General features: G+C 45.4%; 21 protein-coding genes. 10 read left to right on the top strand and 11 right to left on the bottom strand.

Annotation, left to right across the window (positions count from 1 at the left end):
- The 5 genes from ACFI6G_RS17670 to glnA form a co-directional block, all read right to left on the bottom strand.
- Positions 1-1,260, bottom strand: a 1,260-nt coding sequence (locus ACFI6G_RS17670; protein WP_462710382.1) for a HAMP domain-containing protein, incomplete at its 3' end; no start/stop codon positions are given.
- A gap of 107 nt (positions 1,261-1,367) precedes the next feature.
- A complete protein-coding gene (glnG, locus tag ACFI6G_RS17665; RefSeq protein WP_462710380.1) occupies positions 1,368-2,771 on the bottom strand; it encodes a nitrogen regulation protein NR(I) in 1,404 nt (467 codons plus the stop codon).
- A gap of 109 nt (positions 2,772-2,880) precedes the next feature.
- The gene (glnL, locus tag ACFI6G_RS17660) at positions 2,881-3,957 is read right to left on the bottom strand and encodes a nitrogen regulation protein NR(II) (protein WP_010433517.1); all 1,077 of its coding nucleotides are present in this window, start codon (positions 3,955-3,957) and stop codon (positions 2,881-2,883) included.
- Between the two features lie 167 nt (positions 3,958-4,124).
- The gene (locus ACFI6G_RS17655; protein ID WP_016787706.1) at positions 4,125-4,697 is read right to left on the bottom strand and encodes a DUF4124 domain-containing protein; all 573 of its coding nucleotides are present in this window, start codon (positions 4,695-4,697) and stop codon (positions 4,125-4,127) included.
- 216 nt (positions 4,698-4,913) lie between these two features.
- Positions 4,914-6,323: a glutamate--ammonia ligase gene (gene glnA / locus ACFI6G_RS17650; RefSeq protein ID WP_010433520.1), complete on the bottom strand. Its 1,410-nt coding sequence runs from the start codon at positions 6,321-6,323 to the stop codon at positions 4,914-4,916.
- Positions 6,324-6,570: 247 nt separating this feature from the next.
- On the opposite strand from glnA, the gene ACFI6G_RS17645 reads away from it, so the two are divergent.
- The gene (locus tag ACFI6G_RS17645; RefSeq protein ID WP_016768260.1) at positions 6,571-6,786 is read left to right on the top strand and encodes a hypothetical protein; all 216 of its coding nucleotides are present in this window, start codon (positions 6,571-6,573) and stop codon (positions 6,784-6,786) included.
- 100 nt (positions 6,787-6,886) lie between these two features.
- The gene (typA, locus tag ACFI6G_RS17640; protein ID WP_010433522.1) at positions 6,887-8,719 is read left to right on the top strand and encodes a translational GTPase TypA; all 1,833 of its coding nucleotides are present in this window, start codon (positions 6,887-6,889) and stop codon (positions 8,717-8,719) included.
- A gap of 235 nt (positions 8,720-8,954) precedes the next feature.
- Here the strand turns inward: typA and ACFI6G_RS17635 are convergent, their stop codons facing one another.
- Both ACFI6G_RS17635 and ACFI6G_RS17630 read right to left on the bottom strand, forming a co-directional pair.
- Positions 8,955-9,515, bottom strand: a complete 561-nt coding sequence (locus ACFI6G_RS17635) for an AAA family ATPase (RefSeq protein ID WP_016768261.1) — start codon at positions 9,513-9,515, stop codon at positions 8,955-8,957.
- A 31-nt stretch (positions 9,516-9,546) separates the two neighbouring features.
- Positions 9,547-10,188: a DUF2959 domain-containing protein gene (locus ACFI6G_RS17630; RefSeq protein WP_016784088.1), complete on the bottom strand. Its 642-nt coding sequence runs from the start codon at positions 10,186-10,188 to the stop codon at positions 9,547-9,549.
- Positions 10,189-10,230: 42 nt separating this feature from the next.
- Here ACFI6G_RS17630 and ACFI6G_RS17625 point away from each other — a divergent pair, with 42 nt between their 5' ends.
- From ACFI6G_RS17625 to ACFI6G_RS17615, 3 genes are read left to right on the top strand one after another with little or no spacing between them, the layout of a single operon-like run.
- Positions 10,231-11,172 (top strand): virulence factor BrkB family protein, encoded by a 942-nt coding sequence (locus ACFI6G_RS17625; RefSeq protein ID WP_010433528.1) that lies wholly within the window; start codon positions 10,231-10,233, stop codon positions 11,170-11,172.
- Positions 11,144-11,578, top strand: coding sequence for a D-aminoacyl-tRNA deacylase (dtd, locus tag ACFI6G_RS17620; RefSeq protein ID WP_010433531.1), 435 nt, complete (start codon positions 11,144-11,146; stop codon positions 11,576-11,578). Before ACFI6G_RS17625 ends, dtd begins: the two co-directional genes overlap by 29 nt.
- Positions 11,579-11,594: 16 nt before the next feature.
- Positions 11,595-12,530: a bifunctional GNAT family N-acetyltransferase/hotdog fold thioesterase gene (locus ACFI6G_RS17615; RefSeq protein ID WP_010433534.1), complete on the top strand. Its 936-nt coding sequence runs from the start codon at positions 11,595-11,597 to the stop codon at positions 12,528-12,530.
- 28 nt (positions 12,531-12,558) lie between these two features.
- Here ACFI6G_RS17615 and ACFI6G_RS17610 read toward each other — a convergent pair whose 3' ends face one another.
- From ACFI6G_RS17610 to hslR, 4 genes are all read right to left on the bottom strand, one after another.
- Positions 12,559-14,529, bottom strand: a complete 1,971-nt coding sequence (locus tag ACFI6G_RS17610; RefSeq protein WP_261802844.1) for an AsmA family protein — start codon at positions 14,527-14,529, stop codon at positions 12,559-12,561.
- A 156-nt stretch (positions 14,530-14,685) separates the two neighbouring features.
- Positions 14,686-16,311, bottom strand: a complete 1,626-nt coding sequence (gene pckA, locus ACFI6G_RS17605) for a phosphoenolpyruvate carboxykinase (ATP) (RefSeq protein ID WP_010433544.1) — start codon at positions 16,309-16,311, stop codon at positions 14,686-14,688.
- A 337-nt stretch (positions 16,312-16,648) separates the two neighbouring features.
- Positions 16,649-17,542 (bottom strand): Hsp33 family molecular chaperone HslO, encoded by an 894-nt coding sequence (gene hslO, locus ACFI6G_RS17600; RefSeq protein ID WP_010433546.1) that lies wholly within the window; start codon positions 17,540-17,542, stop codon positions 16,649-16,651.
- 18 nt (positions 17,543-17,560) lie between these two features.
- Positions 17,561-17,947: a ribosome-associated heat shock protein Hsp15 gene (gene hslR, locus ACFI6G_RS17595; protein WP_016789622.1), complete on the bottom strand. Its 387-nt coding sequence runs from the start codon at positions 17,945-17,947 to the stop codon at positions 17,561-17,563.
- A gap of 317 nt (positions 17,948-18,264) precedes the next feature.
- Between hslR and gspC the strand changes: the two genes are divergently transcribed.
- From gspC to gspG, 5 genes are all read left to right on the top strand, one after another.
- Positions 18,265-19,161 (top strand): type II secretion system protein GspC, encoded by an 897-nt coding sequence (gspC, locus tag ACFI6G_RS17590; RefSeq protein ID WP_016768265.1) that lies wholly within the window; start codon positions 18,265-18,267, stop codon positions 19,159-19,161.
- A gap of 41 nt (positions 19,162-19,202) precedes the next feature.
- Positions 19,203-21,227: a type II secretion system secretin GspD gene (gene gspD / locus ACFI6G_RS17585; protein WP_016794088.1), complete on the top strand. Its 2,025-nt coding sequence runs from the start codon at positions 19,203-19,205 to the stop codon at positions 21,225-21,227.
- Positions 21,227-22,729: a type II secretion system ATPase GspE gene (gene gspE / locus ACFI6G_RS17580; RefSeq protein WP_010433557.1), complete on the top strand. Its 1,503-nt coding sequence runs from the start codon at positions 21,227-21,229 to the stop codon at positions 22,727-22,729. The genes gspD and gspE overlap by 1 nt, the downstream gene beginning before the upstream one ends.
- 1 nt (position 22,730) lies before the next feature.
- A complete protein-coding gene (gspF, locus tag ACFI6G_RS17575) occupies positions 22,731-23,951 on the top strand; it encodes a type II secretion system inner membrane protein GspF (RefSeq protein WP_010433558.1) in 1,221 nt (406 codons plus the stop codon).
- A gap of 87 nt (positions 23,952-24,038) precedes the next feature.
- Positions 24,039-24,482 (top strand): type II secretion system major pseudopilin GspG, encoded by a 444-nt coding sequence (gene gspG, locus ACFI6G_RS17570; RefSeq protein WP_004741459.1) that lies wholly within the window; start codon positions 24,039-24,041, stop codon positions 24,480-24,482.
- Position 24,483: the final 1 nt, after the last annotated feature.

Below are 24,483 nucleotides of genomic sequence, written 5' to 3'. Positions count from 1 at the left end.
GAATGAGGCTTTTAAATTGTTGGCCATCTCATTAAAGGCTTCTACCAACAGGCTGGTTTCGTAGATGTTATTGCCAGATTTTGGCATGCCGCTGTCCCAGTCGCCGTTCGCGAGACGTTTGGCGGCATCTGCTGTGGAGGTGATGGGTTGGGTAACTCGATTAAAGGCGATCAATCCTGCGATAATACCGATACAGCTGAGAAGCAGTCCAAGTAGCCAGCTATTTCTTTGGTTTTTAGGTAAATCACCAAGCAGGTTGGTTTCAGGGATCGACATACCAATAAACCAATTGATGCCGTGATCATCTTGATAAGGCGTGATCTGATTGAAGTATTGTTCACCATCAAGAGTAAATTTGAAACGTTGCACGCCCATATTTTCAATCAAATGAAATTGGTCAACGTAACTGGCGCTCTCTTTTATGATGGGGTTAGCACTTTCTGTTGCTAATAAGCGCTGACCTTTATGAGTTTTACCGGTTCCCCAAGAGACAACGCTGCCCCCACCAGAGTGCGCCACCAAGCGCTGCTGTTGGTCAATAATATAGACAGAGGCATCGGTTTCGGCTTTTAGGTTTCTTAAGAAGGCGTTGAAAGTGTTGATCTTGATGTCACTGACAATCACGGCTTTAAATTCGTTGTCGTCATAGATAGGTGCTAGGGCTGAAAGCGTGATCTCTTGGCGTTCATCAGCGTTGGCGTAAATGGGCGACCAAGAAGCTGTTTTTTGATTAACAACAGGCGTGTACCAAGGACGAATTCTCGGATCGTATCCCGAAATGACGGAGCGAATGTCTTCACTAATCGTGCTGCCGCGATAAATGACAAGTTGATCTTGGGTTCGGTCATCTTGCACCATCAAGGTATAACCATTGTTGGCTTCTTGACGAAAGCCAACGTAGTTACCGTCTTCAGAGCCAAAGCCGATCACATCCAGTTGAGGAACGGCCTGAAAATGCGTAGAGAACTTATAAAGAATATAGTCTTGAACTCTGCTGAGGTTCCCCGATTGATAAAGGTGGTGGTAACCGATGTTGTGGCTCAGCGAGAGGTTGGCGTGAAACGGTTTTTCTAAAAACTCAGAAAGACTTTTATGAACGTTGTCTGTGAGTGATGTTAGTTGTCGCGCACTAAGATCACTCACCATTTCTTTGTAGCTTTGCTTTTGAGTAAAAACCATTACGCTCATAGTGAATAGAAAAATCATCACGAATGGCAGAACCACAGCGGTTCTTAATGTAATTTTTGTTTTCAAAGACATCGTCGCTACAACTTTAGTGAATGGCATACCTTAATTGTACCGACACTACTCAAACCAAGCGACTCTTTTTTGGGTTAAAAAGTCGCTGCATCGAAAGTCATATCAGGTCAGTACAGTTCTTTGAGTTTACGGGTTAGGGTGTTTCTGCCCCAACCTAAAACCTTAGCTGCATCTTGTTTATGACCATTGGTATGGTTGAGTGCAGCCTCGAGCAGTATACGTTCAAACTCTGGTAGAGCGTAAGTGAGCAGCTCTTTTTCTCCTGAATCAAGCGCACATTTCGCCCAATTCGCGAGCAGTTGCTGCCAGTTATCTCCGGTACCTGAAGTGGTCACGACTTTTTCTTCCAACAATTCCGGTGGTAGATCGGAAGGCAGTATCTCGCTGCCGCTAGCCATCACCGTTAACCAACGACAAATATTCTCAAGCTGACGTACGTTACCAGGCCAATTCAGTTGGTTGAGCTTTAGAATCGTTTCTGGATGCAGTGTCTTCACTTCAACGCCTAACTCTTCTGCAGCTGAGGCTAAAAAGTGGTGAGTCAGCTTTTCAATGTCCTGTTTACGTTCGCGTAGTGCTGGAATATGAATTCGAATGACGTTAAGTCGATGGAAAAGGTCTTCACGAAACCCACCTTCATGAACTAATCGTTCGAGGTCTTGGTGGGTCGCTGCGACGATGCGAACATCGACCTTAACTGCAGAGTGACCACCTACGCGATAGAACTGACCATCAGAAAGTACACGCAATAGACGAGTTTGAATATCGAGTGGCATATCACCGATTTCATCAAGAAACAGCGTGCCGCCGTTAGCCTGCTCAAAACGTCCTTGGCGAACATTGTTAGCACCAGTAAACGCGCCTTTTTCGTGGCCAAATAGCTCTGATTCAATGAGATCTTTAGGAATAGCCGCCATATTAAGGGCGATAAATGGCTTTTTCGCTCTTGGGCTGTGTCGGTGCAAAGCATGCGCGACGAGCTCTTTACCCGTACCTGACTCACCGTTAATAAGAACCGAAATGGATGAACGAGATAAACGACCAATAGCGCGGAAAACTTCCTGCATCGCAGGTGCTTCACCAATGATTTCTGGCGCATTAGTGTCTTCAGTTACTTCGCTGGCTTGTTCGCGTTTCTGTTCATGGCTATGCGCAATCGCTCGCTCTACCAGAGTCAGTGTTTCATCGATATCAAACGGTTTAGGCAGATACTCAAAGGCCCCTTTTTGGTACGCATTGACTGCTGCATCTAAGTCTGAGTGCGCGGTCATAATAATGACGGGTAGATCAGGCGATCGCTGATGAACTTGATGTAACAATTCAATCCCGTCGATACCAGGCATTCTAATATCAGATACTAATACATCTGGCGTTTCGCGCTCAAGAGCAAGCAATACGCTCTCTGCGTCGGCAAATGTTTCGCACTTTATGTCCGCAGAAGACAGTGTTTTCTCTACTACCCATCGGATAGAGCTGTCGTCATCAACGACCCAAACGTATCCCTTACTCATAATTCAATTCCTTTACAGCCAATTCTATTGTGATAATCATTGTTGTTTTTATTTTTCGGTATTCTTTTTTGCCTTTAAAGCTCGGTTTTCCATTGGGATCTAGCTTCACTTATATCGGCAAGTAAATCGTGAATGTGGTATTTCCTGGCCAGCTTTCAACGTCAATTTTCCCATTGTGTTGATCGATCAGGTTTTGCGATATGGATAACCCTAATCCCGTGCCACCTTCTCGCCCGCTAACCATTGGGTAAAACAGTGTGTCTTTTAATTCATCAGGAATACCTGGGCCGTTATCGCTGATCTCAATACGAGCAGCGAGTTTGTGTCGCTGCCCATGAATATTGGCTTGATGCACCGTTCTGGTGCGAATGGTGATTTTTCCTGATTCTTGGGTCTTTAAAATCTGTGCAGCATTGCTCACGATATTGAGCATGGCTTGTTCAACTTGGGCGGAATCCATCAAAATCGCGGGCAAGCTCGGGTCGTAATCTCTTTCGATAGCGAGTGTTGAACCTGATTCGAGTTCAACAAGTTGTCTTACTTTTTCGAGTATTTGATGGAGGTTCTCTTCCGATTTTGTTCCTGGCTTTTGTGGACCAAGAAGGCGGTCGACTAACGCTCTCAAGCGGTCGGCTTGCTCAATAATGATCTGCGTATACTCATTAAGGGACTGATCGGGCAGCATTTTTCCAAGCAGCTGCGCCGCGCCTCTTAATCCACCTAACGGGTTCTTAATTTCATGCGCTAACCCTCGCACCAGCAGCTTAGCCGCTTGTTGTTGCGCGTGCTGGTTTAGCTCTTGGCTGAGTCGTCTTTGTTGGTCTATCTTGCGCATCTCTACCAATAGCAAGGTCTCACGTTGCCAAGATATTGGGCTCACTGTCACTTCAAGCATTAATGGGCGGTTATCGACAACAAAGGTAACGTCACTGTCGGTAATGCTCTGGCCACTTTGCAGAGGTTGTGTCAGGAGGGCTAAATCGAGAGAGGCATGTTGGATGAGTTGACTCAATGGATGATCAACGATGCGTCTCGCACTTTGTGAAAAGAGTTGTTCAGCCGATGGGTTGGCGTATCGCACATACAGTTGCTCATCGAGCATCAATGTCGAGGTCACCATATTATCGAGAATGGCACTGGAAAGTTGATGTGTATCTATGCTGTCGCGTTTCGCTGATCGATTCACTATTTCGTCCTTGAACTGGTGTTTTCTCACTGCACCAATTTGGTGCGTAGCTAAGTTCAAGTATGGCGCATATCAATCAGAAGCTAAAGTTAATTCATTAAAGTTGCTGAAAGCTGTTGAGAACAGGTGAAAAGCTGAGGTAATTCCGTCTCTTTTAACACACAGGCCTACTTGATCGTCGCTCGATGTAAATACACGGTGACTGGACTAGTAGATGCAATAAGCTTGCCGCTTCTATGTGCTTGAATTGCAATGGTGTGAGTACCTCGGTCTATGCCCTTTAGTTCCCAGTGATATTGGGTTTGTGGAGCGCCATAACGACGACCATCAAGCATGAGTTGTAATTGTTCCCCGATACCTAGCTTTCGGCTCAGTTCTATTTTAATAGGGATTAAGCCGCGGTTGCTGCGGATGGTTTGATCGTGAACGGGAGTCAGCATAGTCAGTGTTAACTGAGTAGGGAGTTCTCGTTCTGTGGTGTTGTCGGCTGTTGGCTGATCATGAACTGGCGCAGTCACTTTCGTTGCCGATGAAGCCGAGGAATCAACGGGTATCGAGCTTTCAAATTTAGGCGCGGGCGCAGAAGCTTGTACGTCAGGTAAGTGAAGAGACTTGGCATTTTCAGCGGTGGGCATATCACTAAAGTGGAGTACGCCCTCGCTATCTTCCCAGGTATATACCGTTTGAGAAGAGCATGAGAGTGCGACTGTTAACCCGATCAGGAACAGTATATTTTTCATATCTTTAGCCTCTTTTAACCGCTAGGTGACTTCACGTTTGGCGTTGATTTTATTGTATTTATAGCAGCAGCCTCTGAAGGCTTTTGTCTAAGGTATGGTACGAGGAGGGGGGCGTCGAGAGAATAAAAAAAAGGCCCACCTGCGAGGCGAGCCTAATATTTTTTAGCACTTCTTACATGTTGCAGTAAGAGTCACTACACGATTATTAATCGAGGATTAAACTGAGTAGTACAGTTCAAACTCAAGTGGGTGTGTAGCCATGTTCACGCGTTGTACGTCGTCAGATTTCAGAGTGATGTAAGAATCGATGAAGTCGTCAGAGAATACGCCGCCAGCTGTTAGGAACTCACGGTCGTCGCTAAGTGCTGCAAGAGCTTCTTGTAGAGATTCCGCAACTGTTGGGATTTCAGCTGCTTCTTCTGCAGGAAGGTCGTATAGATCTTTGTCCATAGCTTCGCCTGGGTGGATCTTGTTCTTGATACCGTCAAGGCCAGCCATCAGCATTGCTGAGTAGCATAGGTATGGGTTAGCTGCTGGATCACCAAAACGTAGCTCGATACGACGTGCTTTAGGGCTTGGTACTACTGGGATACGGATAGAAGCAGAACGGTTACGTGCTGAGTAAGCAAGCATTACCGGTGCTTCGAAACCAGGTACAAGACGCTTGTACGAGTTAGTTGATGGGTTAGCAAATGCGTTGATTGCACGAGCGTGTTTGATTACACCACCGATGTAGTAAAGCGCCATTTCAGATAGGCCGCCGTACTTATCACCAGCAAACAGGTTTACACCGTCTTTTGCTAGAGATTGGTGAACGTGCATACCAGAACCGTTGTCACCAACTAGTGGCTTAGGCATGAATGTTGCCGTTTTACCAAATGCGTGAGCAACGTTGTGTACAACGTACTTGTAGATTTGAGTTTCATCAGCTTTCGCTGTTAGTGTGTTGAAGCGAGTTGCGATTTCGTTTTGACCCGCAGTTGCTACTTCGTGGTGGTGAGCTTCAACAACTAGGCCCATCTCTTCCATTACTAGACACATTGCTGAACGGATGTCTTGAGATGAATCGACAGGAGCTACTGGGAAGTAACCGCCTTTAACGCCAGGACGGTGACCTTTGTTACCGCCTTCGATGTCAGAACCTGTGTTCCAAGCTGCTTCTACGTCATCAATCTTGAAGAAAGAACCAGACATGTCGTTTGAGAACTTAACGTCATCAAATAGGAAGAATTCTGGTTCTGGACCAACTAGAACTGTGTCTGCGATACCTGTAGAACGTAGGTACTCTTCAGAACGTTTAGCGATAGAGCGTGGGTCACGGTCGTAGCCTTGCATTGTTGCAGGCTCAAGAATGTCACAACGGATGTTTAGTGTTGCGTCTTCTGTGAATGGGTCTAGTACAGCAGATGCAGCGTCTGGCATCATTACCATGTCAGATTCGTTAATGCCTTTCCAACCAGCTACTGAAGAGCCGTCAAACATTTTACCTTCTTCAAAGAAGTCAGCATCAACTTGGTGAGAAGGAATAGAGATATGCTGCTCTTTACCTTTTGTATCAGTAAAACGTAAGTCGATAAATTTAACTTCGTTCTCTTGGATCAGGGATAGTACATTTTCTACTGACATCTTGGATAACCTCCAGTGTTATTAATTCGGTATTAGCTCGATTCGGTTGAAACTAGCATTGATTAATGTCTGTATGTGCATTAATCGATGCTGATTTATCTATAGCCAAAAACGTGCCAAAAAAATTATTCCATTAATTTCAATGATTTACTTGTTTAACTGTTTTGTTCTCTTTGGTTTTTGCACCAAAATGATCTCTATCTGCACTTGTTTGGTGCAATCGTTTGTCTGTGCACCAAGATGAGTCATGAACGAATACTATTCAGCAATGAATTGCTTAAGTTGTCAATCCACTTTTACGGTTTTGAGAGAGATTCGGCTTGAAGCTGATTTGGTAATGATTCTTCAGAGTCATATAAAATGGACGGTTGGGTACGATACTGAATCAAAGTTAAGCGGATATGAATCGCTAATAAAGAAAAAAGCCTTGGTTCAGATCACATATTTCTGGGTTTTTGTCTAGAATCTGGTATATTATTGACCGTTTTTTAAATCAAGCTAGCGGTTATTATCCAAACTTTTGAGATAAGTGACGGCTACTTTTATGAGTGAATCGAGAATCCATGTCTACTCCACAGATTGATAAGTTAAGAAATATCGCGATCATCGCGCACGTTGACCACGGTAAAACGACTTTGGTTGATAAACTGCTACAACAGTCAGGCACTCTTGAGTCTCGTGGTGAAGCTGAAGAGCGTGTCATGGATTCGAATGACATCGAAAAAGAGCGTGGCATTACCATTCTTGCTAAGAACACAGCAATCAACTGGAATGATTACCGCATCAACATCGTAGATACTCCGGGACACGCGGACTTCGGTGGTGAAGTTGAGCGTATCATGTCTATGGTTGATTCAGTTCTTCTGATCGTAGATGCAGTTGACGGCCCAATGCCTCAAACTCGTTTCGTAACGCAAAAAGCATTCGCACACGGTCTTAAGCCAATCGTTGTAATTAACAAGATTGACCGCCCAGGCGCTCGTCCTGATTGGGTTATGGATCAAGTATTCGACCTTTTCGACAACCTAGGTGCTACTGATGAGCAACTAGACTTCACCGTTGTTTACGCTTCAGCTCTAAACGGTTGGGCAACAATGACTGAAGGCGAAACTGGCGAGAACATGGAACCATTGTTCCAAGCTGTTGTTGATACAGTTGAAGCGCCTGCAGTTGACCTTGACGGCCCACTACAAATGCAAATTTCGCAACTTGATTACAGCTCTTACGTAGGTGTTATCGGTGTTGCTCGTGTTACTCGTGGTTCTGTTAAGCCAAACCAACAAGTAACTATCGTGAATGCTGAAGGCAAAAAACGTAACGGTAAAGTAGGTACTGTACTTGGTTACCTAGGTCTTGAGCGTCACGAAGTAGATCAAGCTAACGCTGGCGACATCATTGCAATCACAGGTCTTGGTGAGCTGAAAATTTCAGACACTATCTGTGACGTAAACAATGTTGAAGCAATGGAACCACTGTCTGTTGATGAACCAACAGTAACAATGACTTTCCAAGTAAACACTTCTCCGTTCGCGGGTAAAGAAGGTAAGTTTGTAACTTCACGTAACATCCTTGAGCGTCTTGAAAAAGAATTGGTTCATAACGTTGCACTACGTGTTGAAGAAACTGAAAGTCCAGACCGTTTCCGCGTATCAGGCCGTGGTGAGCTTCACCTTTCTATCCTGATCGAAAACATGCGTCGTGAAGGTTTCGAGCTTGCAGTATCTCGTCCAGAAGTAATCATCAAAGAAGAAGATGGTCAGAAAATGGAACCGTTCGAAACGGTGACTATCGATGTAGTTGAAGAGCACCAAGGTGCGATCATGGAAAGCATCGGTCTACGTAAGGGTGAGCTAACAGATATGGCACCAGATGGTAAAGGCCGTGTTCGCATGGACTTCATGATGCCTTCTCGTGGTCTTATCGGTTTCCAAACTGAATTCCTTACAATGACATCGGGTTCTGGTCTTATTTACCACTCGTTCGATCATTACGGTCCTTACAAAGGCGGTATCATTGGTCAGCGTAACAACGGTGTTCTAATCTCGAACGCGACTGGTAAAGCACTGACTTACGCATTGTTCTTCCTTCAAGCTCGTGGTCGTCTATTCACAGAGCACGCTGATGAAGTTTATGAAGGTCAAGTAATCGGTATTCACAACCGTTCAAACGACCTGACAGTAAACTGTCTGAAAGGTAAGCAACTAACGAACGTTCGTGCATCTGGTACTGATGAAGCACAAGTTCTTTCTCCACCGATCAAGCACACTCTAGAGCAAGCTCTTGAGTTTATCGATGAAGATGAACTAGTAGAAGTAACGCCACTAAACGTACGTATCCGTAAGAAGCTTCTTACTGAAAACGAACGTAAGCGTGCAGCACGTCCAGCTAAGGCTTAATTGCCAGCAGACTAGCTTCTAGCTATCAAGCAGTTTTAGAATAAGTAAGAAAGCCCCGAGTAGCCTAGCTGCTCGGGGCTTTTGTTTTGTGTGCGGCTTGGAAAAGTATCGAAAACCATCAGCTGTGTGAGGTTCCTTATCACACTCGTGCCTCGCTGTAGGGAATGACGGTAGTTTGCTTAGATTCAGGTCAACGAGATGCGAGATACAAAGAGCATTCAAGTATTCGTCATCCTCAAGAGGGAGGACCGGCCGAGTTGGGGATTGAGCTTTTGATACCTAGGTGACTTTTAACAAATAGAGCCCGTTCTTCGACTGACATAAATGGAACCTCGACAACCTCATAACCCAGTTCTTGGTAGACTGTTACTAAAGCGTGGTGAATTTCTAAGGCTTCTTCAAACGGATAAGGGCGCACTTCATCTTGCACATAGATAGAAGCCTCTGGGCGGCAGAATAGGGCTTGTGAGTGATAGCCTTGGCTCGCTTCTCGGTAGGTCACATCAATATCGAGATTCGCCTGAGCTAAGTAACCGCAGATATCTGGAATCGCACGGTCGAGAAATGCAATCTGGTGTTGATTCGCTTGCTCTTTTTGCTCACTCATCACGGTTAAGCACAAGTGAGCAAAGCCCGGAAGGTCTAACCAAGGTAATATACCGTTCTCAAGTTGACTCTGCTGTTCTATCAACTGGCGAGAGGACTCAGCGAATATCGGGTAACCCATGTCACCCAAGGCATTAATTAGTGTGGTTTTACCAGCCCCTGGGCCGCCAGTAACAATGATTGGGTTCATACGGATTTATCTTAATTCGCTTCTAATGGCACTACTTCTGATTGAGTTGAGCTAGGAATTTATCCGACTCTGCTATTGCCGCATTCATCTGCTCTATTGCATAGGCGATGTCTTTTTCTAAGCTCATAAACTCTCCCTGCAACGAACCGACAGCGCTCGCATTTAGGTTGTGCTTGAGATAAAGCGTATTGTCGCGAAGGGTGTTGAGTACAGGGTCCATCTTTTTCTCGGCACGTTTCATCGCTGAAAGCATCGTTTGGTAAGACGATTTAGTCTCACGCAGCTTTTGCTCACTTGAACGACGCAGTGAGTCGCTAGTGTAAAGGTCTAGTTCACTTTGCCATTCGGCGAATAGCGCATCTGATACATCTTCAATAGCAGCAATCCGGTCACTGACATTTTGCGCGGCTTTCTCGCTGTCTTGGTATTTATCATTGATTTGGTTGTACATGTCTTCAAGGTCGCCACCGTTGAAGTTAGTCAGGCTGCTGAGCGCCTCTAGCGCGCTACTAAACTCTTCCTGAGCATCCTGCTGCGACTCTTTAGCGTCTTCCACTCTATCGACCATAATGTCGCGCTTGTGGTATCCCACTTGCTCCATAGCCGAGTAATAAGCGGACTGGCATCCAGTTAGGGTAAAAATAGAGAGGACTATAACTATTAAATAAGGCATCCTAGTTTCCTATAGTTAAATAAAGGAATATTAATTAGGACTATGAACGAGTTACCAGGGAGTTACAAGTTGAAGATAAAAAACGCAATCACTGGAAGCATCCAGTTTTCCCGCTATCTCCTCACGCGAATGACACACGATAGAGTCAATGTGAATGCCGGGTACTTGGCGTACATTACTTTGCTCTCAATTGTGCCGATGTTGACGGTTCTGCTCTCTATTTTGTCGTCATTCTCAATTTTTGCTGATGTTGGGCTCGTGATTCAAAACTTCGTTATTACCAACTTTGTTCCTGCGTCTGGGGATGCGGTGCATGGTGCCTTGTTAGAGTTTGTCGCCAATACTGGCAAAATGACAGCGGTAGGTAGTGTGTTCTTATTCGTTGCTGCACTGATGTTGATCTCCAATATCGATAAGAACCTAAACTACATCTGGCGAGTAACGGAAAAGCGACGTGCCGTGTTGTCTTTTTCCATGTACTGGATGGTGCTGACCCTTGGGCCTATTCTAGTGGGCGCTAGTATTGCAGCGACCTCTTACGTGACGTCATTGAATTTGCTGCAAAACGAAGTCGTATCGAGTGCATTTAATACCATTATTCGCAGACTTCCTTTGATTCTCTCTTTCTTTGCGTTTTTTGGCCTATATCTTCTTGTTCCAAACAAAAAGATACACTTTTCTCATGCCGCGGCAGGTTCTTTGGTGGCGGCAATTTTGTTTGAATTGAGTAAGAAAGGCTTTGCAGCTTACATTACTCAGTTTCCTTCTTACCAGTTGATTTACGGCGCGCTAGCGGCGATCCCGATTCTCTTTGTTTGGGTTTATTTGTGTTGGCTGATCGTGCTAGTCGGAGCTGAAGTGACAGCCGCGCTTGGTGAGCACGAACAGTGGAGTGACTCGCAAGAAATGGTACACTCAGCGGATAACGATGAAATTCCAGAACAAGGAAACAACAGTGATAGCCCTGATTCAAAGAGTAAGTGAAGCTGCCGTTCGAGTTGATGGCGAAGTAGTTGGTGAGATTGAACAAGGCTTATTGGTTCTATTAGGCGTAGAAAAAGGTGATGACGAAGCCAAAGCCAAACGTTTGATGGAACGAGTAACAACTTATCGTGTCTTTGAAGATGAAGACGGAAAAATGAACCTCAACGTAAAACAGGTTGAAGGTAAAGTGTTGGTGGTTTCTCAATTCACACTGCCAGCCGATACAAAAAAGGGAACTCGAGCGGGCTTTTCTCGTGGAGCAAACCCTGAAGATGCGGAGCGTCTTTACGATTATTTCTCTAACCAATGTGAATCAGTATTGCCAACGGAACGTGGCCGATTTGCAGCCGACATGAAAGTGTCATTGGTTAATGATGGCCCAGTAACATTCTGGCTGCAGGTTTAAACTTAAAAGGATAAGCATGTTTAAACTGATAACACCGACCACCGAAAATCAACTGAACAAGTATTACCATTTTCGTTGGCAGATGCTGCGTGAACCTTGGCGAATGCCGGTAGGTTCCGAGCGTGATGAATATGATGCCATGAGTCACCATCGCATGATTGTCGATGGTCGTGGCCGTCCGATGGCGATTGGCCGCCTTTACATCACTCCAGACCTCGAAGGTCAGATCCGTTATATGGCGGTAAAGAACTCTCGTCGAAGTAAAGGCATGGGCTCATTGATTTTAGTGGCGTTAGAGTCACTGGCTCGCCAAGAGGGTGCCAAACGTCTAGTGTGTAATGCACGTGAAGATGCGATCTCATTCTATGAGAAAAACGAATTTGAGCGTCGTGGTGAAATTAATGACCAGCGTGGTCCAGTTCGTCATCAGCAGATGGTGAAACACCTTGATCCGATGGCTGATGTACTGCGTAAGCCTGAATGGTGTAATGAGCTACAACAGCGCTGGGAAAATCAAATTCCGATCAGTGACAAGATGGGTATCAAAATTAACCAATACACGGGTTATCAGTTTGAATGTAGTGCTCAGTTGAACCCAAACCTTAATCCTCACAACACCATGTTTGCAGGCTCAGCTTTCACCTTAGCGACATTAACAGGCTGGGGAATGACTTGGTTGTTGATGAAAGAGCGTGGACTTACTGGTGATATCGTTCTGGCTGACAGTAATATTCGTTATCGTCACCCGGTTGAGCAAAACCCAGTCGCTGCTACTTCATTGGATGGAATCAGTGGTGATTTAGATCGTCTCGCTTCAGGTCGAAAGGCTCGTATCATTATCCACGTGACTATTCATAGTGGCGATGTTGAAGCGGTTGAATTCACGGGCACTTATATGCTGATCCCTGACTACAAAAAGCGATTATCAACAGACACTAACGTAAGCGTATAGCTGACACTGACTAACAGATACAAGGCGCCTACTCCTGTGGAGTGGCGCTTTTTTGTTGGCAGTTATTAATCTCCGAATATTTCGCTTGGTCGAGCTTTCCTGAGATTTGATGGCATTGGTCAGTTAAGGTGATGGAAAGTGTGTGTTTGCTAGTTTCTAGCAAATCGAGTTCTCCTGAGACCTCGCCAGTTAACGTTTGAATCCTTTGCGAACCTTGCGCTTCAGCGGATGCACCAATGATGTGCGTTGGTTCAAGGGTGAAACGGCCACGGTCAAAACTGGCATTCAGTTCTGGGACTTCAAATACATTATTACTCGAGGTTTCAGAAAGCTTATCGTTAAAGGTCATCATGCCTTGGCGAACGCTACCAGTAAGTTGGCCTGAGGTTGAGTACCCGAGCATTAGTGAATCGCCGTACAAACCTGCGGCTTGAAGTTCGAATTCTCCATAACCTGTCGCATCGAGTGGCAATTTAAGTTGCTGCAACATTAGTGAGATTGGTAACCCGTCAGCAGAGACATCTAAGCTCCATGGTTTGCTTATTTTGTTAAAATCGAGCGTTGCATTTGCTTCAATATAACCATCCCGTAGTGGGGCAAACAGGCGTGTTAACGTCCATTTCCCCTGCTCGCTATGCATTTCAATCACAGGTTGGGCGCTGAGGATGTTTTGATAGCTCGCATCGTTGGCGCTGGCCATCAACTTGCCCTGCCATAGACCTAATTTTCGGTCTTGAAGTAATTGAACCTGACGCCCCTCGATATGTAGCCCTGAGACTTGCCAGTAAGGTTTCTCGGCGAGTTGAATGAGTTGGCTGCGTTCGACGTTAAGTTGCTTGATAGAGATCTGTTGTAGCTCTTCAAACCAAGGCGTTAGGCGAACTGCAGGTAAATGTTCATCTAGGCTCTCCTTGATCCACTTTATTCCGCGAACATCGAGTTGTGTTAATTCAACGGTGCTCGGAGTTACTTTTCCATTCAGTTGAATACTGCCTTGAAGAAGTTGAGTATAGAAATCTTCAATCAGAATCTGGTTTGGTTGGAGGTTCAACTTAACGCTTGGGTCGATGAACCTGTCATCATCTAAAATGACACCTTCTGCTTGCAGAGAGAGCGTCGCTTGCTGTTGCTCCCACCATCTAAAAGGCAGTTGGATATTTTCGAGTGACGCATCAAAAGCGGTTAAGTGGCCATCTTGCCATTGCACGTCACTGCGTAGAATATCGAGACTGTTGATGTGATTGATCTGAATGCCTGCGACATCCCAATCTTTGTTTAACAGGCTTTGGGTCTGTTGTTCGTTTAATCGTAAGCCATCGACTGTGACATTCACCAATGACCAATCGCGTTGGTATTGTTCTGCCTGTCCAGATATTTTGGCTCCACGCCAATCAAATGAAGCGCCATAAAGGGTGCTATCACTCGGTTTTAGGTCTAAGTCTATCAACAGATTATCGAATGCTTCACCTTGCCAATACAATTGCGAGGCGGAGAGTTGGGTTTTGCCATAGGGCAGCAGTGAACGGTTGTCCCCCCAAATGGGTTCGGAGATCTGGAGGTTGATGCCTCGTGTATTAAAGTCTGGAGTCGAGAAATCTAGATTATTGATGGCCAACTGATGGAGTTTGAGACTTGGTTGAGTCAATACCGATGTGAGTGTTTCCAGATCGTCAGCTTCTAACTGGAGTCCGCTGATTAACACCGAGTCTAAAACCAGCTTGGCTTCAATAAGAGAGTCTGAACTGAACCAGATATCGATCTTATCGATATAAAGAGGCGTTTGCTGTTTAGGTTGGTTGTGGGTGATGCCCATCAAGGTGATGTGATACGGCGCCTGATACTCAATATCTTCAATGAGTACAGGTTGTTCAATCGTATGCTTGATAAAAAAGTTAGCAACATCAGCTCGGTATTGAGTTTGTAAGCTTAATAGCAGCGCCGCGAGAAGTGCAACGATGATGGAAAGCACAATGCCGAGCACCATGAATACCTTTTTCATTCCTTGAAAGCCTTAATTTTCACTAGTCTTAAAACAGAGTGGAACAAAAATGGGTAAGCAGCAACAAAAAAGCCCCTCAAAAGAGGGGCTTGCTACAAAAATATCATTTTGAAACAGGGTCTTTGCATTTCGCTCAACCCCGAGCAGACTTTAGGGTTAGTCTAGTTGTGGACCTGCAGCAACCAGTGACTTACCTTCAGCGTTATCTGTGTACTTGTCAAAGTTGTTGATGAAGCGCTCTGCTAGATCTTTCGCTTTGCTTTCCCACTGCAATGGATCAGTGTACGTATCACGCGGGTCAAGAATCGTAGGATCTACGTCGTGCAACGCTAGCGGTACTTCTAGGTTAAACATAGGGATAACCTTAGTATCCGCTTGGTCGATTGAGCCATCTAAGATAGCGTCAATGATGCCACGAGTATCTTGAATCGAGATACGTTTGCCTGTGCCGTTCCAACCAGTGTTCACTAGGTAAGCTTCTGCTCCCGCCGCTTCCATACGTTTCACAAGCACTTCAGCGTACTGAGTTGGGTGAAGAGTTAGGAATGCAGCACCGAACGCAGCAGAGAACGTAGGAGTTGGCTCAGTAATACCGCGCTCTGTACCCGCTAGTTTCGCTGTGAAGCCAGATAGGAAGTGGTACTTCGTTTGTTCTGGAGTCAGTTTAGATACTGGCGGTAGAACACCAAATGCATCAGCGGTCAGGAAGATAACTTTTTGAGCGTGACCTGCTTTTGATACTGGTTTAACAATGTTGTCGATGTGATGAATCGGGTAAGAAACACGAGTGTTCTCTGTTTTTGAACCGTCATCAAAATCGATAGAACCATCGCCACGAACCGTTACGTTCTCTAGTAGTGCATCACGACGGATTGCGTTGTAGATTTCAGGTTCAGCTTCTTTAGATAGACGAATTGTCTTCGCGTAACAACCACCTTCAAAGTTGAAGATACCATCGTCATCCCAACCGTGCTCATCATCACCGATTAGCTCACGTTTAGGATCGGTTGATAGGGTTGTTTTACCAGTGCCTGATAGACCGAAGAAAATAGCGACATCGCCTTTCTCGCCAACGTTTGCACTACAGTGCATTGAAGCAATACCTTGTAGAGGTAGTAGGTAGTTCATCATTGCGAACATACCTTTTTTCATCTCACCGCCGTACCAGGTACCGCCAATGATCTGAACACGTTCAGTCAGGTTGAAAGCGACAAAGTTCTCAGAGTTTAGACCTTGTTTCTCCCAGTTAGGGTTGGTTGTTTTAGCACCGTTCATTACCACGAAATCAGGTTCGAACGTTGCTAGTTCTTCGTCGGTTGGACGAATGAACATGTTCTTAACGAAGTGCGCTTGCCACGCTACTTCAGTGATAATACGCACACTTAAACGCGTATCTGGGTTAGCACCACAATAACCGTCGATGACAAACAGACGCTTGCCAGATAGCTGAGTTGTTACAAGCTCTTTCAGCTCGTCCCATACTTCAGTGGTAATCGGTTTGTTGTCATTTTTGCCTTGATCTGACCACCACATGGTATCGCGTGTTGTGTCATCTTTAACAATGTACTTATCTTTTGGTGAGCGGCCAGTAAAGATACCAGTATCAACCGCAACGGAGCCTAGTTCCGTTACTACGCCTTTTTCGTAGCCTTCTAGACCCGGCAGTGTTTCTTCAACGAATAACTGCTCGTAGCTAGGATTACGAAGAACTTCGGTAACGCCAGTCAGTCCGTGCTTAGTTAGATCAATTTGTGCAGCCTTAGTATGTTCCATAACGGTCATAGGTGCTCCTTGTAGGATATTTTGTAGGGATTTTGTAATAATTTTTTATTGTTATCTGCTCACCATGCTAGCAACGAGGCTCGGGGGAAACAGGGATACAGCTCAAAAAATATCCATATTAACCTTGGGGTTTTAAGCGCCTCGTCACATATTGGCCCAACTAGTCTATCCTGTACGCAAACCTTTGCGCTAGGGGCGAGAACATTATTAATTGATTAAAATTAAGCGGTGATTTTATTACGAGATGTTACGGAGTTTGCGCTATTTTGATCACAAAAAAGGCCAGCTGAGTGCTGACCTTTTTGGGGTAAATTACGTGTTTTTGGTACGCCGTAAATTAATGAACCGTATTGCTGCCTTTATCTGCCGCTTCTGCGTAAAGAGCATCTACATCATTTTTGTCGAACGAGTAGTTTGTGCCACAGTAATCGCAGTGTAGTCCCACACTACCTTCCGTGCTTAGAATGTCGTAAATCTCTTCTTGAGCAACAGTAATGATAGCCGCAGCGCTTCGATCACGTGAACAGCCACAGAAGAACTCAACCGGTTGAGGTGTAAATACCTGAACCTTCTCTTGGTTGTATAGACGGTAAAGCAGTTCGTTAGCTTCTAAAGAGAACAACTCTTCGTTTTTAACGGTGTCGGTTAGTTGCTCTAGATGCTCGAAATCATCTGGCGTACCTGTGCCGTCAGGCATAACTTGTAAAAGCATACCTGCAGCGTGAGCTTTGCCTTCATGTTCGCCAGTGCGCAGCCATAGACGAGTCTTAAGCTGTTCTGAGTTAGCAAAGTAACCTTCAAGAACGTCAGCAAGCGTTTCGCCTTCCAGACCAACGATACCTTGGTAACGTTCACCTTTCTTAGGATCGATGGTGATCACTAGGTGGCCTTTACCCATTAGGTCGTGTAGGCCTGCATCATCAGCAATCTCGCCTTCAAAGCGAGCGACACCGCGGATCTTTTGGTCGTGATCGCCATTGATAACAACTAGAGATACTGGGCCATCACCTTGCAATTGCATGGTAATAGAGCCTTCAAACTTTAGGGTCGCTGTTAATAGCGTCGTTGAAACCAATAGCTCGCCCAGTAGCTTTTGAACTGGCGCTGGGTATTCCTTGCTAGAAATAATCTGTTGGTACGCTTCATCGATTTGTACCAATTCACCACGTACTGATAGATCTTCAAATAGGTAGCGATTTAAAACATTACTTGTAGACATTGGGTCTGCCATTTGGCTATTCCTTCTAGCTTATTGATTCTTGAACTTGATAATGTCACGACGTTGCTTTTTATCTGGGCGACGTTCAGGTGCTGGGCTATGAGCATTCAGCTTACGTTGTGTTGCAAACTCTTCTCTTTTTGCCACGCTCTCGGTGGTTTCTGCATAGAGGGTTTGGGCGATCGGAGCTCCGCCACGATGAGCCGAGATTTTCTCGATTGTCACCGTTTTTTCTTCATTACCTTGACGCAGTGTAATCACGGCCCCAAGTTCGACAATTTTACTTGGTTTGCTGCGCTGACCATTATAGTGGACTTTGCCACCATCGACCATGTTGCGAGCAATAGACCGGGTTTTGTAAAAACGAGCTGCCCACAACCATTTATCGAGTCTGACAGCTTCATTAGCAGTTTTCATATAGGGCTGTGCCTTATTAAGTGAGAAATGAATGCGGTTTAACTGTAATGAACAGTGCGCAACATGTTTTTTTGATGATGCTTATCACATTAAGTAGAAGCTTAAAGTGGAGGCGGTTGGCATTTTTTTCAAGTCATATTACAAAATAGCCATGTAATGCCGTTTTATCGATTTGCTATGATATAGTTCGAGATCTTATGCTTAAATAAGCTCGGTATCGAACGAATGAATAAAAAGGCTGAAAGTTTAATGATTTGCAGCGTTTGTCGTCATGAAAAGGGGCAAGGGAAGTGAACTTTTTAGAGCTCAAAAGTCGCATGGGAAATTCACCTGTGTTGAGCCGCTTATTAGAGAATGGATTTGTATTTCAGCAAAAACTAAGCCTAGTGACGTGTTGTTTGTTGATTGCAGCTTCAGCATGGATTTTAGGACAGCTTGCGTGGTTTATTGAACCTGCCGAGCAAACCGTTGTGCCTTGGAAAGCAACAGCTTCATCGTCTTCCTCTCCTCAATCGACCCTCGATATTTCTTCCCTACAGCAGAGCAACATGTTTGGTGCCTATAACCCAACCACAGCTCCTGTTGTTAAACAGCAAGTTATCCAAGATGCACCTAAGACACGATTAAACCTAGTTTTGGTGGGCGCTGTCGCCAGCTCTAATCCAAAATTGAGCTTAGCGGTGATCGCGAATCGTGGCACGCAAGCGACTTACGGCATTAACGAAGAGATTGAAGGTACGCGAGCTAAGTTAAAAGCGGTATTAGTGGATCGCGTGATCATCGATAACTCAGGGCGAGATGAAACATTGATGCTTGAAGGGATTGAGTACAAGCGTTTAGCGGTATCAGCACCTGCGCCACCTCGTACCACTTCTTCTGTTCGTGGCAATAACCCCGCTTCCGAAGAAGAGAAGCTAGACGAAATTAAAGCGAAGATAATGCAAGATCCACAACAAATCTTCCAATATGTTCGACTGTCTCAGGTGAAGCGTGACGATAAAGTGATTGGTTATCGTGTGAGCCCTGGCAAAGATTCAGAACTTTTTAACTCTGTTGGGCTCCAAAACGGAGATATTGCTACTCAGTTAAATGGGCAAGACCTGACAGACCCCGCAGCGATGGGCAACATATTCCGTTCCATTTCCGATCTGACAGAGCTAAACCTCGTGGTCGAGAGAGATGGACAACAACATGAAGTGTTTATTGAATTTTAAAACTTTGCGTCTGAAGACAGACGAAAGTGTAGGAGAAATACGTGAAGCATTGGTTTAAGAAAAGTGCATGGTTACTGGCAGGAAGCTTAATCTGCACACCCGCAGCCATCGCTAGTGATTTTAGTGCCAGCTTTAAGGGCACTGACATTCAAGAGTTTATTAATATTGTTGGCCGCAACCTAGAGAAGACGATCATCGTTGACCCATCGGTGCGCGGTAAAATTGATGTACGTAGCTATGACGTACTCAATGAAGAGCAATATTACAGCTTCTTCCTAAACGTATTAGAAGTGTATGGCTACGCGGTCGTTGAAATGGACTCAGGCGTTCTTAAGATCATCAAAGCCAAAGATTCTAAAACCTCAGCAATTCCCGTTGTTGGTGATCGTGATTCGATCACAGGCGACAGTGTAGTCACGCGTGTTGTGACGGTTCGTAATGTCTCGGTTCGTGAACTTTCTCCTTTGCTTCGTCAATTGAACGATAATGCCGGTGCGGGTAACGTTGTGCACTACGATCCTGCCAATATCATCTTGATTACCGGTCGTGCGGCGGTAGTGAACCGTTTAGCAGAAATCATCAAGCGTGTTGACCAAGCGGGTGATAAAGAGATTGAAGTCGTTGAGCTAAAGAATGCATCGGCGGCAGAAATGGTTCGTATTGTTGATGCTCTGAGTAAAACCACCGATGCTAAAAACACACCTGCATTCCTACAGCCTAAATTGGTTGCCGATGAGCGTACTAATGCAATTCTTATTTCCGGTGACCCAAAGGTACGTAGCCGTTTAAGAAAGCTGATTGAACAGCTTGATGTAGAGATGGCGACCAAAGGTAACAACCAAGTTATCTACCTTAAATACGCAAAAGCGGAAGATCTTGTCGATGTGTTGAAAGGCGTATCGGACAACTTGCAGTCAGAGAAACAATCTTCAACTAAAGGCAGTTCATCGCAGCGTAATCAAGTCATGATCTCAGCCCACAGTGATACCAACTCGTTGGTCATTACCGCACAACCAGACATCATGAACGCGCTGCAAGACGTTATCGCGCAGTTGGATATTCGTCGTGCCCAAGTGTTGATCGAAGCCTTAATTGTCGAGATGGCTGAAGGTGACGGCATTAACCTTGGCGTGCAGTGGGGCAACCTAGATACTGGTGCCGTGATTCAGTATGGTAACACCGGTGCATCGATTGGTGGCGTGATGGTTGGTTTGGAAGAAGCCAAAGACACTGAAACGACCACTGCCGTTTATGATGACAATGGTGACTTCCAACGTAATGAAACCACCACTGAATCGGGTGACTATTCTACCTTGGCATCTGCTCTTTCTGGCGTTAATGGCGCCGCAATGAGTGTTGTTATGGGTGATTGGACAGCGTTGATCAGCGCGGTTGCGACCGACTCAAACTCAAACATCCTATCTTCTCCAAGTATCACGGTTATGGACAATGGCGAGGCTTCATTCATTGTGGGTGAGGAAGTGCCTGTTCTAACCGGTTCTACCGCAGGTTCAAGCAACGACAACCCATTCCAAACGGTTGAACGTAAAGAAGTGGGTATCAAGCTTAAAGTGGTGCCACAAATCAACGAAGGTGACTCGGTTCAGCTGCAAATAGAACAAGAAGTCTCTAACGTATTGGGCGCCAATGGTGCAGTTGATGTTCGTTTTGCTAAGCGTCAACTGAACACGTCTGTGATTGTTCAAGACGGACAAATGTTGGTGCTGGGTGGCTTGATTGATGAGCGTGCACTGGAAAGTGAGTCTAAGGTGCCGTTCTTGGGTGACATCCCAGTACTTGGACACCTGTTTAAATCAACCAGTACTCAGGTTGAGAAAAAGAACCTAATGGTTTTCATCAAGCCAACCATCATCCGTGATGGCATGACAGCCGACGGTATCACTCAGCGTAAGTACAACTTCATTCGTGCTGAGCAGTTATACAAGTCTGAACAAGGTTTGAAGCTGCTGGATGACGATAATATCCCGGTACTGCCTAAATTTGGTGCCGATATGAATCACCCGGCTGAAATCCAAGCCTTCATCGATCAAATGGAAACAGAATAATGTCTGAATTGGTAGGGGCGGCACGCACTTATCAGCGTTTACCGTTTAGCTTTGCGAATCGCTACAAGATGGTGTTGGAATATCAGCACCCTGAACGTGCGCCAGTGCTTTATTATGTTGAGCCACTGAAATCAGCTGCGATCATTGAAGTAAGCCGCGTTGTCAAAAATGGCTTTACTCCAGAAGCTATTACAGCAGAAGAGTTTGATAAAAAACTGACCGATGCTTATCAACGTGATTCGTCAGAAGCGCGGCAGTTAATGGAAGACATCGGTGCTGACAGTGATGATTTCTTCTCATTGGCAGAAGAACTGCCCCAAGATGAAGATCTACTCGAATCGGAAGACGATGCACCTATCATCAAATTAATCAATGCGATGTTGGGAGAGGCGATCAAAGAAGGCGCTTCGGATATACACATCGAAACTTTTGAAAAGTCACTCTGTATCCGTTTCCGAGTTGACGGTGTGTTGCGTGATGTTCTAGCGCCAAGCCGTAAACTGGCTCCGCTATTGGTTTCACGTGTAAAGGTTATGGCTAAACTGGATATTGCAGAAAAACGCGTGCCACAAGATGGCCGTATATCTCTGCGTATCGGTGGTCGTGCGGTAGATGTTCGTGTCTCAACCATGCCTTCTTCACATGGTGAGCGTGTGGTAATGCGTCTGTTGGACAAAAACGCGACTCGCTTAGACTTGCACAGCTTAGGCATGACCGCAGAAAACCACGAGAACTTCCGTAAGCTGATTCAGCGCCCACATGGCATTATCTTGGTGACCGGCCCTACGGGTTCGGGTAAATCAACAACCCTGTATGCTGGCCTGCAAGAGCTCAACAGCAATGAGCGAAATATCCTTACCGTTGAAGACCCAATCGAATTTGATATTGATGGTATTGGCCAAACACAAGTGAATCCTAAGGTTGATATGACCTTTGCGCGCGGTTTACGTGCCATTCTTCGTCAAGATCCCGATGTGGTTATGATTGGTGAGATACGTGACTTAGAGACCGCTGAGATCGCTGTTCAAGCCTCTTTGACGGGTCACTTAGTTATGTCGACCCTTCACACCAATACAGCAATTGGTGCGATCACGCGTCTACGTGATATGGGCATTGAACCTTTCTTAATCTCTTCTTCGCTGCTGGGTGTTTTGGCTCAGCGTTTGGTTCGTACTTTGTGTAACGACTGCAAAGAGCCTTATGAAGCCGACAAAGAACAGAAAAAACTGTTTGGATTGAAGAAGAAAGAGAGCCTGACGCTTTACCATGCGAAAGGTTGTGAAGCGTGCGGCCATAAAGGTTATCGAGGCCGTACCGGTATTCATGAACTGTTGATGATTGATGATTCAGTCCAAGAGCTGATTCATAGCGAAGCAGGTGAACAGGCGATTGAAAAAGCCATTCGTAGCACGACACCAAGCATTAGAGATGACGGCTTAAGTAAAGTTCTGAAAGGGATAACGTCCCTAGAAGAAGTGATGCGCGTTACCAAGGAAGTCTAGTATGGCGGCATTTGAATACAAAGCGCTGGATGCTAAAGGTAAAAGTAAAAAGGGGTCTATTGAAGCGGATAACGCTCGCCAGGCTCGCCAGCGCTTAAAAGAGCAAGGCTTAATGCCGGTTGAGATGACTGAAGCCAAGGCAAAAAATGCCAAAGGCTCTCAACCTTCGACCAGTTTTAAGCGTGGTATCAGTACACCTGATCTTGCTTTGATTACGCGTCAAATATCAACGCTTGTTCAATCTGGTATGCCGTTGGAAGAATGTTTAAAAGCGGTCGCCGAGCAATCGGAAAAACCACGTATTCGAACTATGTTACTTGCCGTCCGCTCTAAAGTGACGGAAGGTTACTCGTTAGCCGATAGCTTGTCAGATTATCCACATATCTTTGATGAACTGTTCAGAGCCATGGTTGCGGCGGGCGAAAAATCAGGGCACTTAGATGCGGTATTGGAGCGATTAGCTGATTACGCGGAAAATCGTCAAAAGATGCGCTCTAAGTTACTGCAAGCGATGATCTACCCGATTGTGCTGGTGGTGTTTGCGGTGACGATTGTCTCTTTCCTATTGGCAACGGTAGTACCTAAGATCGTTGAACCCATTATTCAAATGGGCCAAGAACTTCCGCAATCGACACAATTTTTATTAGCATCGAGTGAATTTATCCAGGATTGGGGCATCCAATTACTGTTGTTAACTGTTGGTGTGATTGTTCTGATTAAGACGGCACTGAAAAAGCCGGGCGTTCGTATGAGTTGGGATCGAAAATTATTGAGTATCCCGCTGATCGGTAAAATAGCGAAAGGGATCAATACCTCTCGTTTTGCTCGAACACTCTCTATTTGTACCTCGAGTGCGATTCCTATTCTTGAAGGGATGAAGGTTGCGGTGGATGTGATGTCGAATCACCATGTGAAGCAACAAGTACTGCAGGCATCAGACAGTGTTAGAGAAGGGGCAAGCCTGCGTAAAGCGCTCGATCAAACCAAACTCTTCCCACCGATGATGCTGCATATGATTGCCAGTGGTGAGCAGAGTGGCCAGCTGGAACAGATGCTGACAAGAGCGGCGGATAACCAAGACCAAAGCTTTGAGTCGACCGTGAATATCGCGCTAGGTATTTTTACGCCAGCACTTATCGCTTTGATGGCAGGCTTAGTGCTGTTCATTGTGATGGCGACGCTGATGCCGATGCTTGAAATGAATAATTTGATGAGTGGTTAACCAACTGCTCATAAGACGTTAGTTTTTGGATGAGCGAGAAGAAGGACACTATTACCTTCACTCGTTGTCTGTAATTTGGAGAAAACAATGAAAAATAAAATGAAGAAACAATCAGGCTTTACCCTACTAGAAGTGATGGTTGTTGTGGTTATCCTCGGCGTATTGGCGAGCTTTGTTGTACCTAACCTATTGGGTAACAAAGAGAAGGCTGATCAACAGAAAGCGATCACTGATATCGTGGCGCTAGAGAACGCGCTGGATATGTACAAACTGGATAACAGCGTTTACCCAACAACGGATCAAGGCCTTGATGCATTGGTTTCCAAGCCAAGCAGCCCAGAGCCTCGTAACTACCGTGACGGCGGTTACATCAAGCGTTTGCCAAACGACCCATGGGGTAACGAGTACCAATACCTAAGCCCTGGTGATAACGGCACTATCGATATCTTCACACTTGGTGCTGATGGCCAAGAAGGTGGTGAAGGGATTGCTGCAGATATCGGCAACTGGAACATGCAGGATTTCCAATAAG

This window comes from Vibrio sp. PSi01, assembly GCF_054960695.1.
Note: the sequence above shows the minus strand (reverse complement) of the source record. Positions and strands in the feature narration are given on the sequence as shown.

Coding starts and splice junctions, on each gene's coding strand:
- gspG (WP_004741459.1), top strand. CDS start 24,039: ATGAAAAATAAAATGAAGAAACAATCAGGCTTTACCCTACTAGAAGTG.
- pckA (WP_010433544.1), bottom strand. CDS start 16,311: ATGACCGTTATGGAACATACTAAGGCTGCACAAATTGATCTAACTAAG.
- ACFI6G_RS17625 (WP_010433528.1), top strand. CDS start 10,231: ATGAACGAGTTACCAGGGAGTTACAAGTTGAAGATAAAAAACGCAATC.
- gspE (WP_010433557.1), top strand. CDS start 21,227: ATGTCTGAATTGGTAGGGGCGGCACGCACTTATCAGCGTTTACCGTTT.
- hslO (WP_010433546.1), bottom strand. CDS start 17,542: ATGGCAGACCCAATGTCTACAAGTAATGTTTTAAATCGCTACCTATTT.
- gspC (WP_016768265.1), top strand. CDS start 18,265: ATGGGAAATTCACCTGTGTTGAGCCGCTTATTAGAGAATGGATTTGTA.
- ACFI6G_RS17615 (WP_010433534.1), top strand. CDS start 11,595: ATGTTTAAACTGATAACACCGACCACCGAAAATCAACTGAACAAGTAT.
- ACFI6G_RS17645 (WP_016768260.1), top strand. CDS start 6,571: ATGAACGAATACTATTCAGCAATGAATTGCTTAAGTTGTCAATCCACT.
- ACFI6G_RS17635 (WP_016768261.1), bottom strand. CDS start 9,515: ATGAACCCAATCATTGTTACTGGCGGCCCAGGGGCTGGTAAAACCACA.
- ACFI6G_RS17630 (WP_016784088.1), bottom strand. CDS start 10,188: ATGCCTTATTTAATAGTTATAGTCCTCTCTATTTTTACCCTAACTGGA.
- hslR (WP_016789622.1), bottom strand. CDS start 17,947: ATGAAAACTGCTAATGAAGCTGTCAGACTCGATAAATGGTTGTGGGCA.
- ACFI6G_RS17610 (WP_261802844.1), bottom strand. CDS start 14,529: ATGAAAAAGGTATTCATGGTGCTCGGCATTGTGCTTTCCATCATCGTT.
- glnG (WP_462710380.1), bottom strand. CDS start 2,771: ATGAGTAAGGGATACGTTTGGGTCGTTGATGACGACAGCTCTATCCGA.
- ACFI6G_RS17655 (WP_016787706.1), bottom strand. CDS start 4,697: ATGAAAAATATACTGTTCCTGATCGGGTTAACAGTCGCACTCTCATGC.
- typA (WP_010433522.1), top strand. CDS start 6,887: ATGTCTACTCCACAGATTGATAAGTTAAGAAATATCGCGATCATCGCG.
- gspF (WP_010433558.1), top strand. CDS start 22,731: ATGGCGGCATTTGAATACAAAGCGCTGGATGCTAAAGGTAAAAGTAAA.
- glnA (WP_010433520.1), bottom strand. CDS start 6,323: ATGTCAGTAGAAAATGTACTATCCCTGATCCAAGAGAACGAAGTTAAA.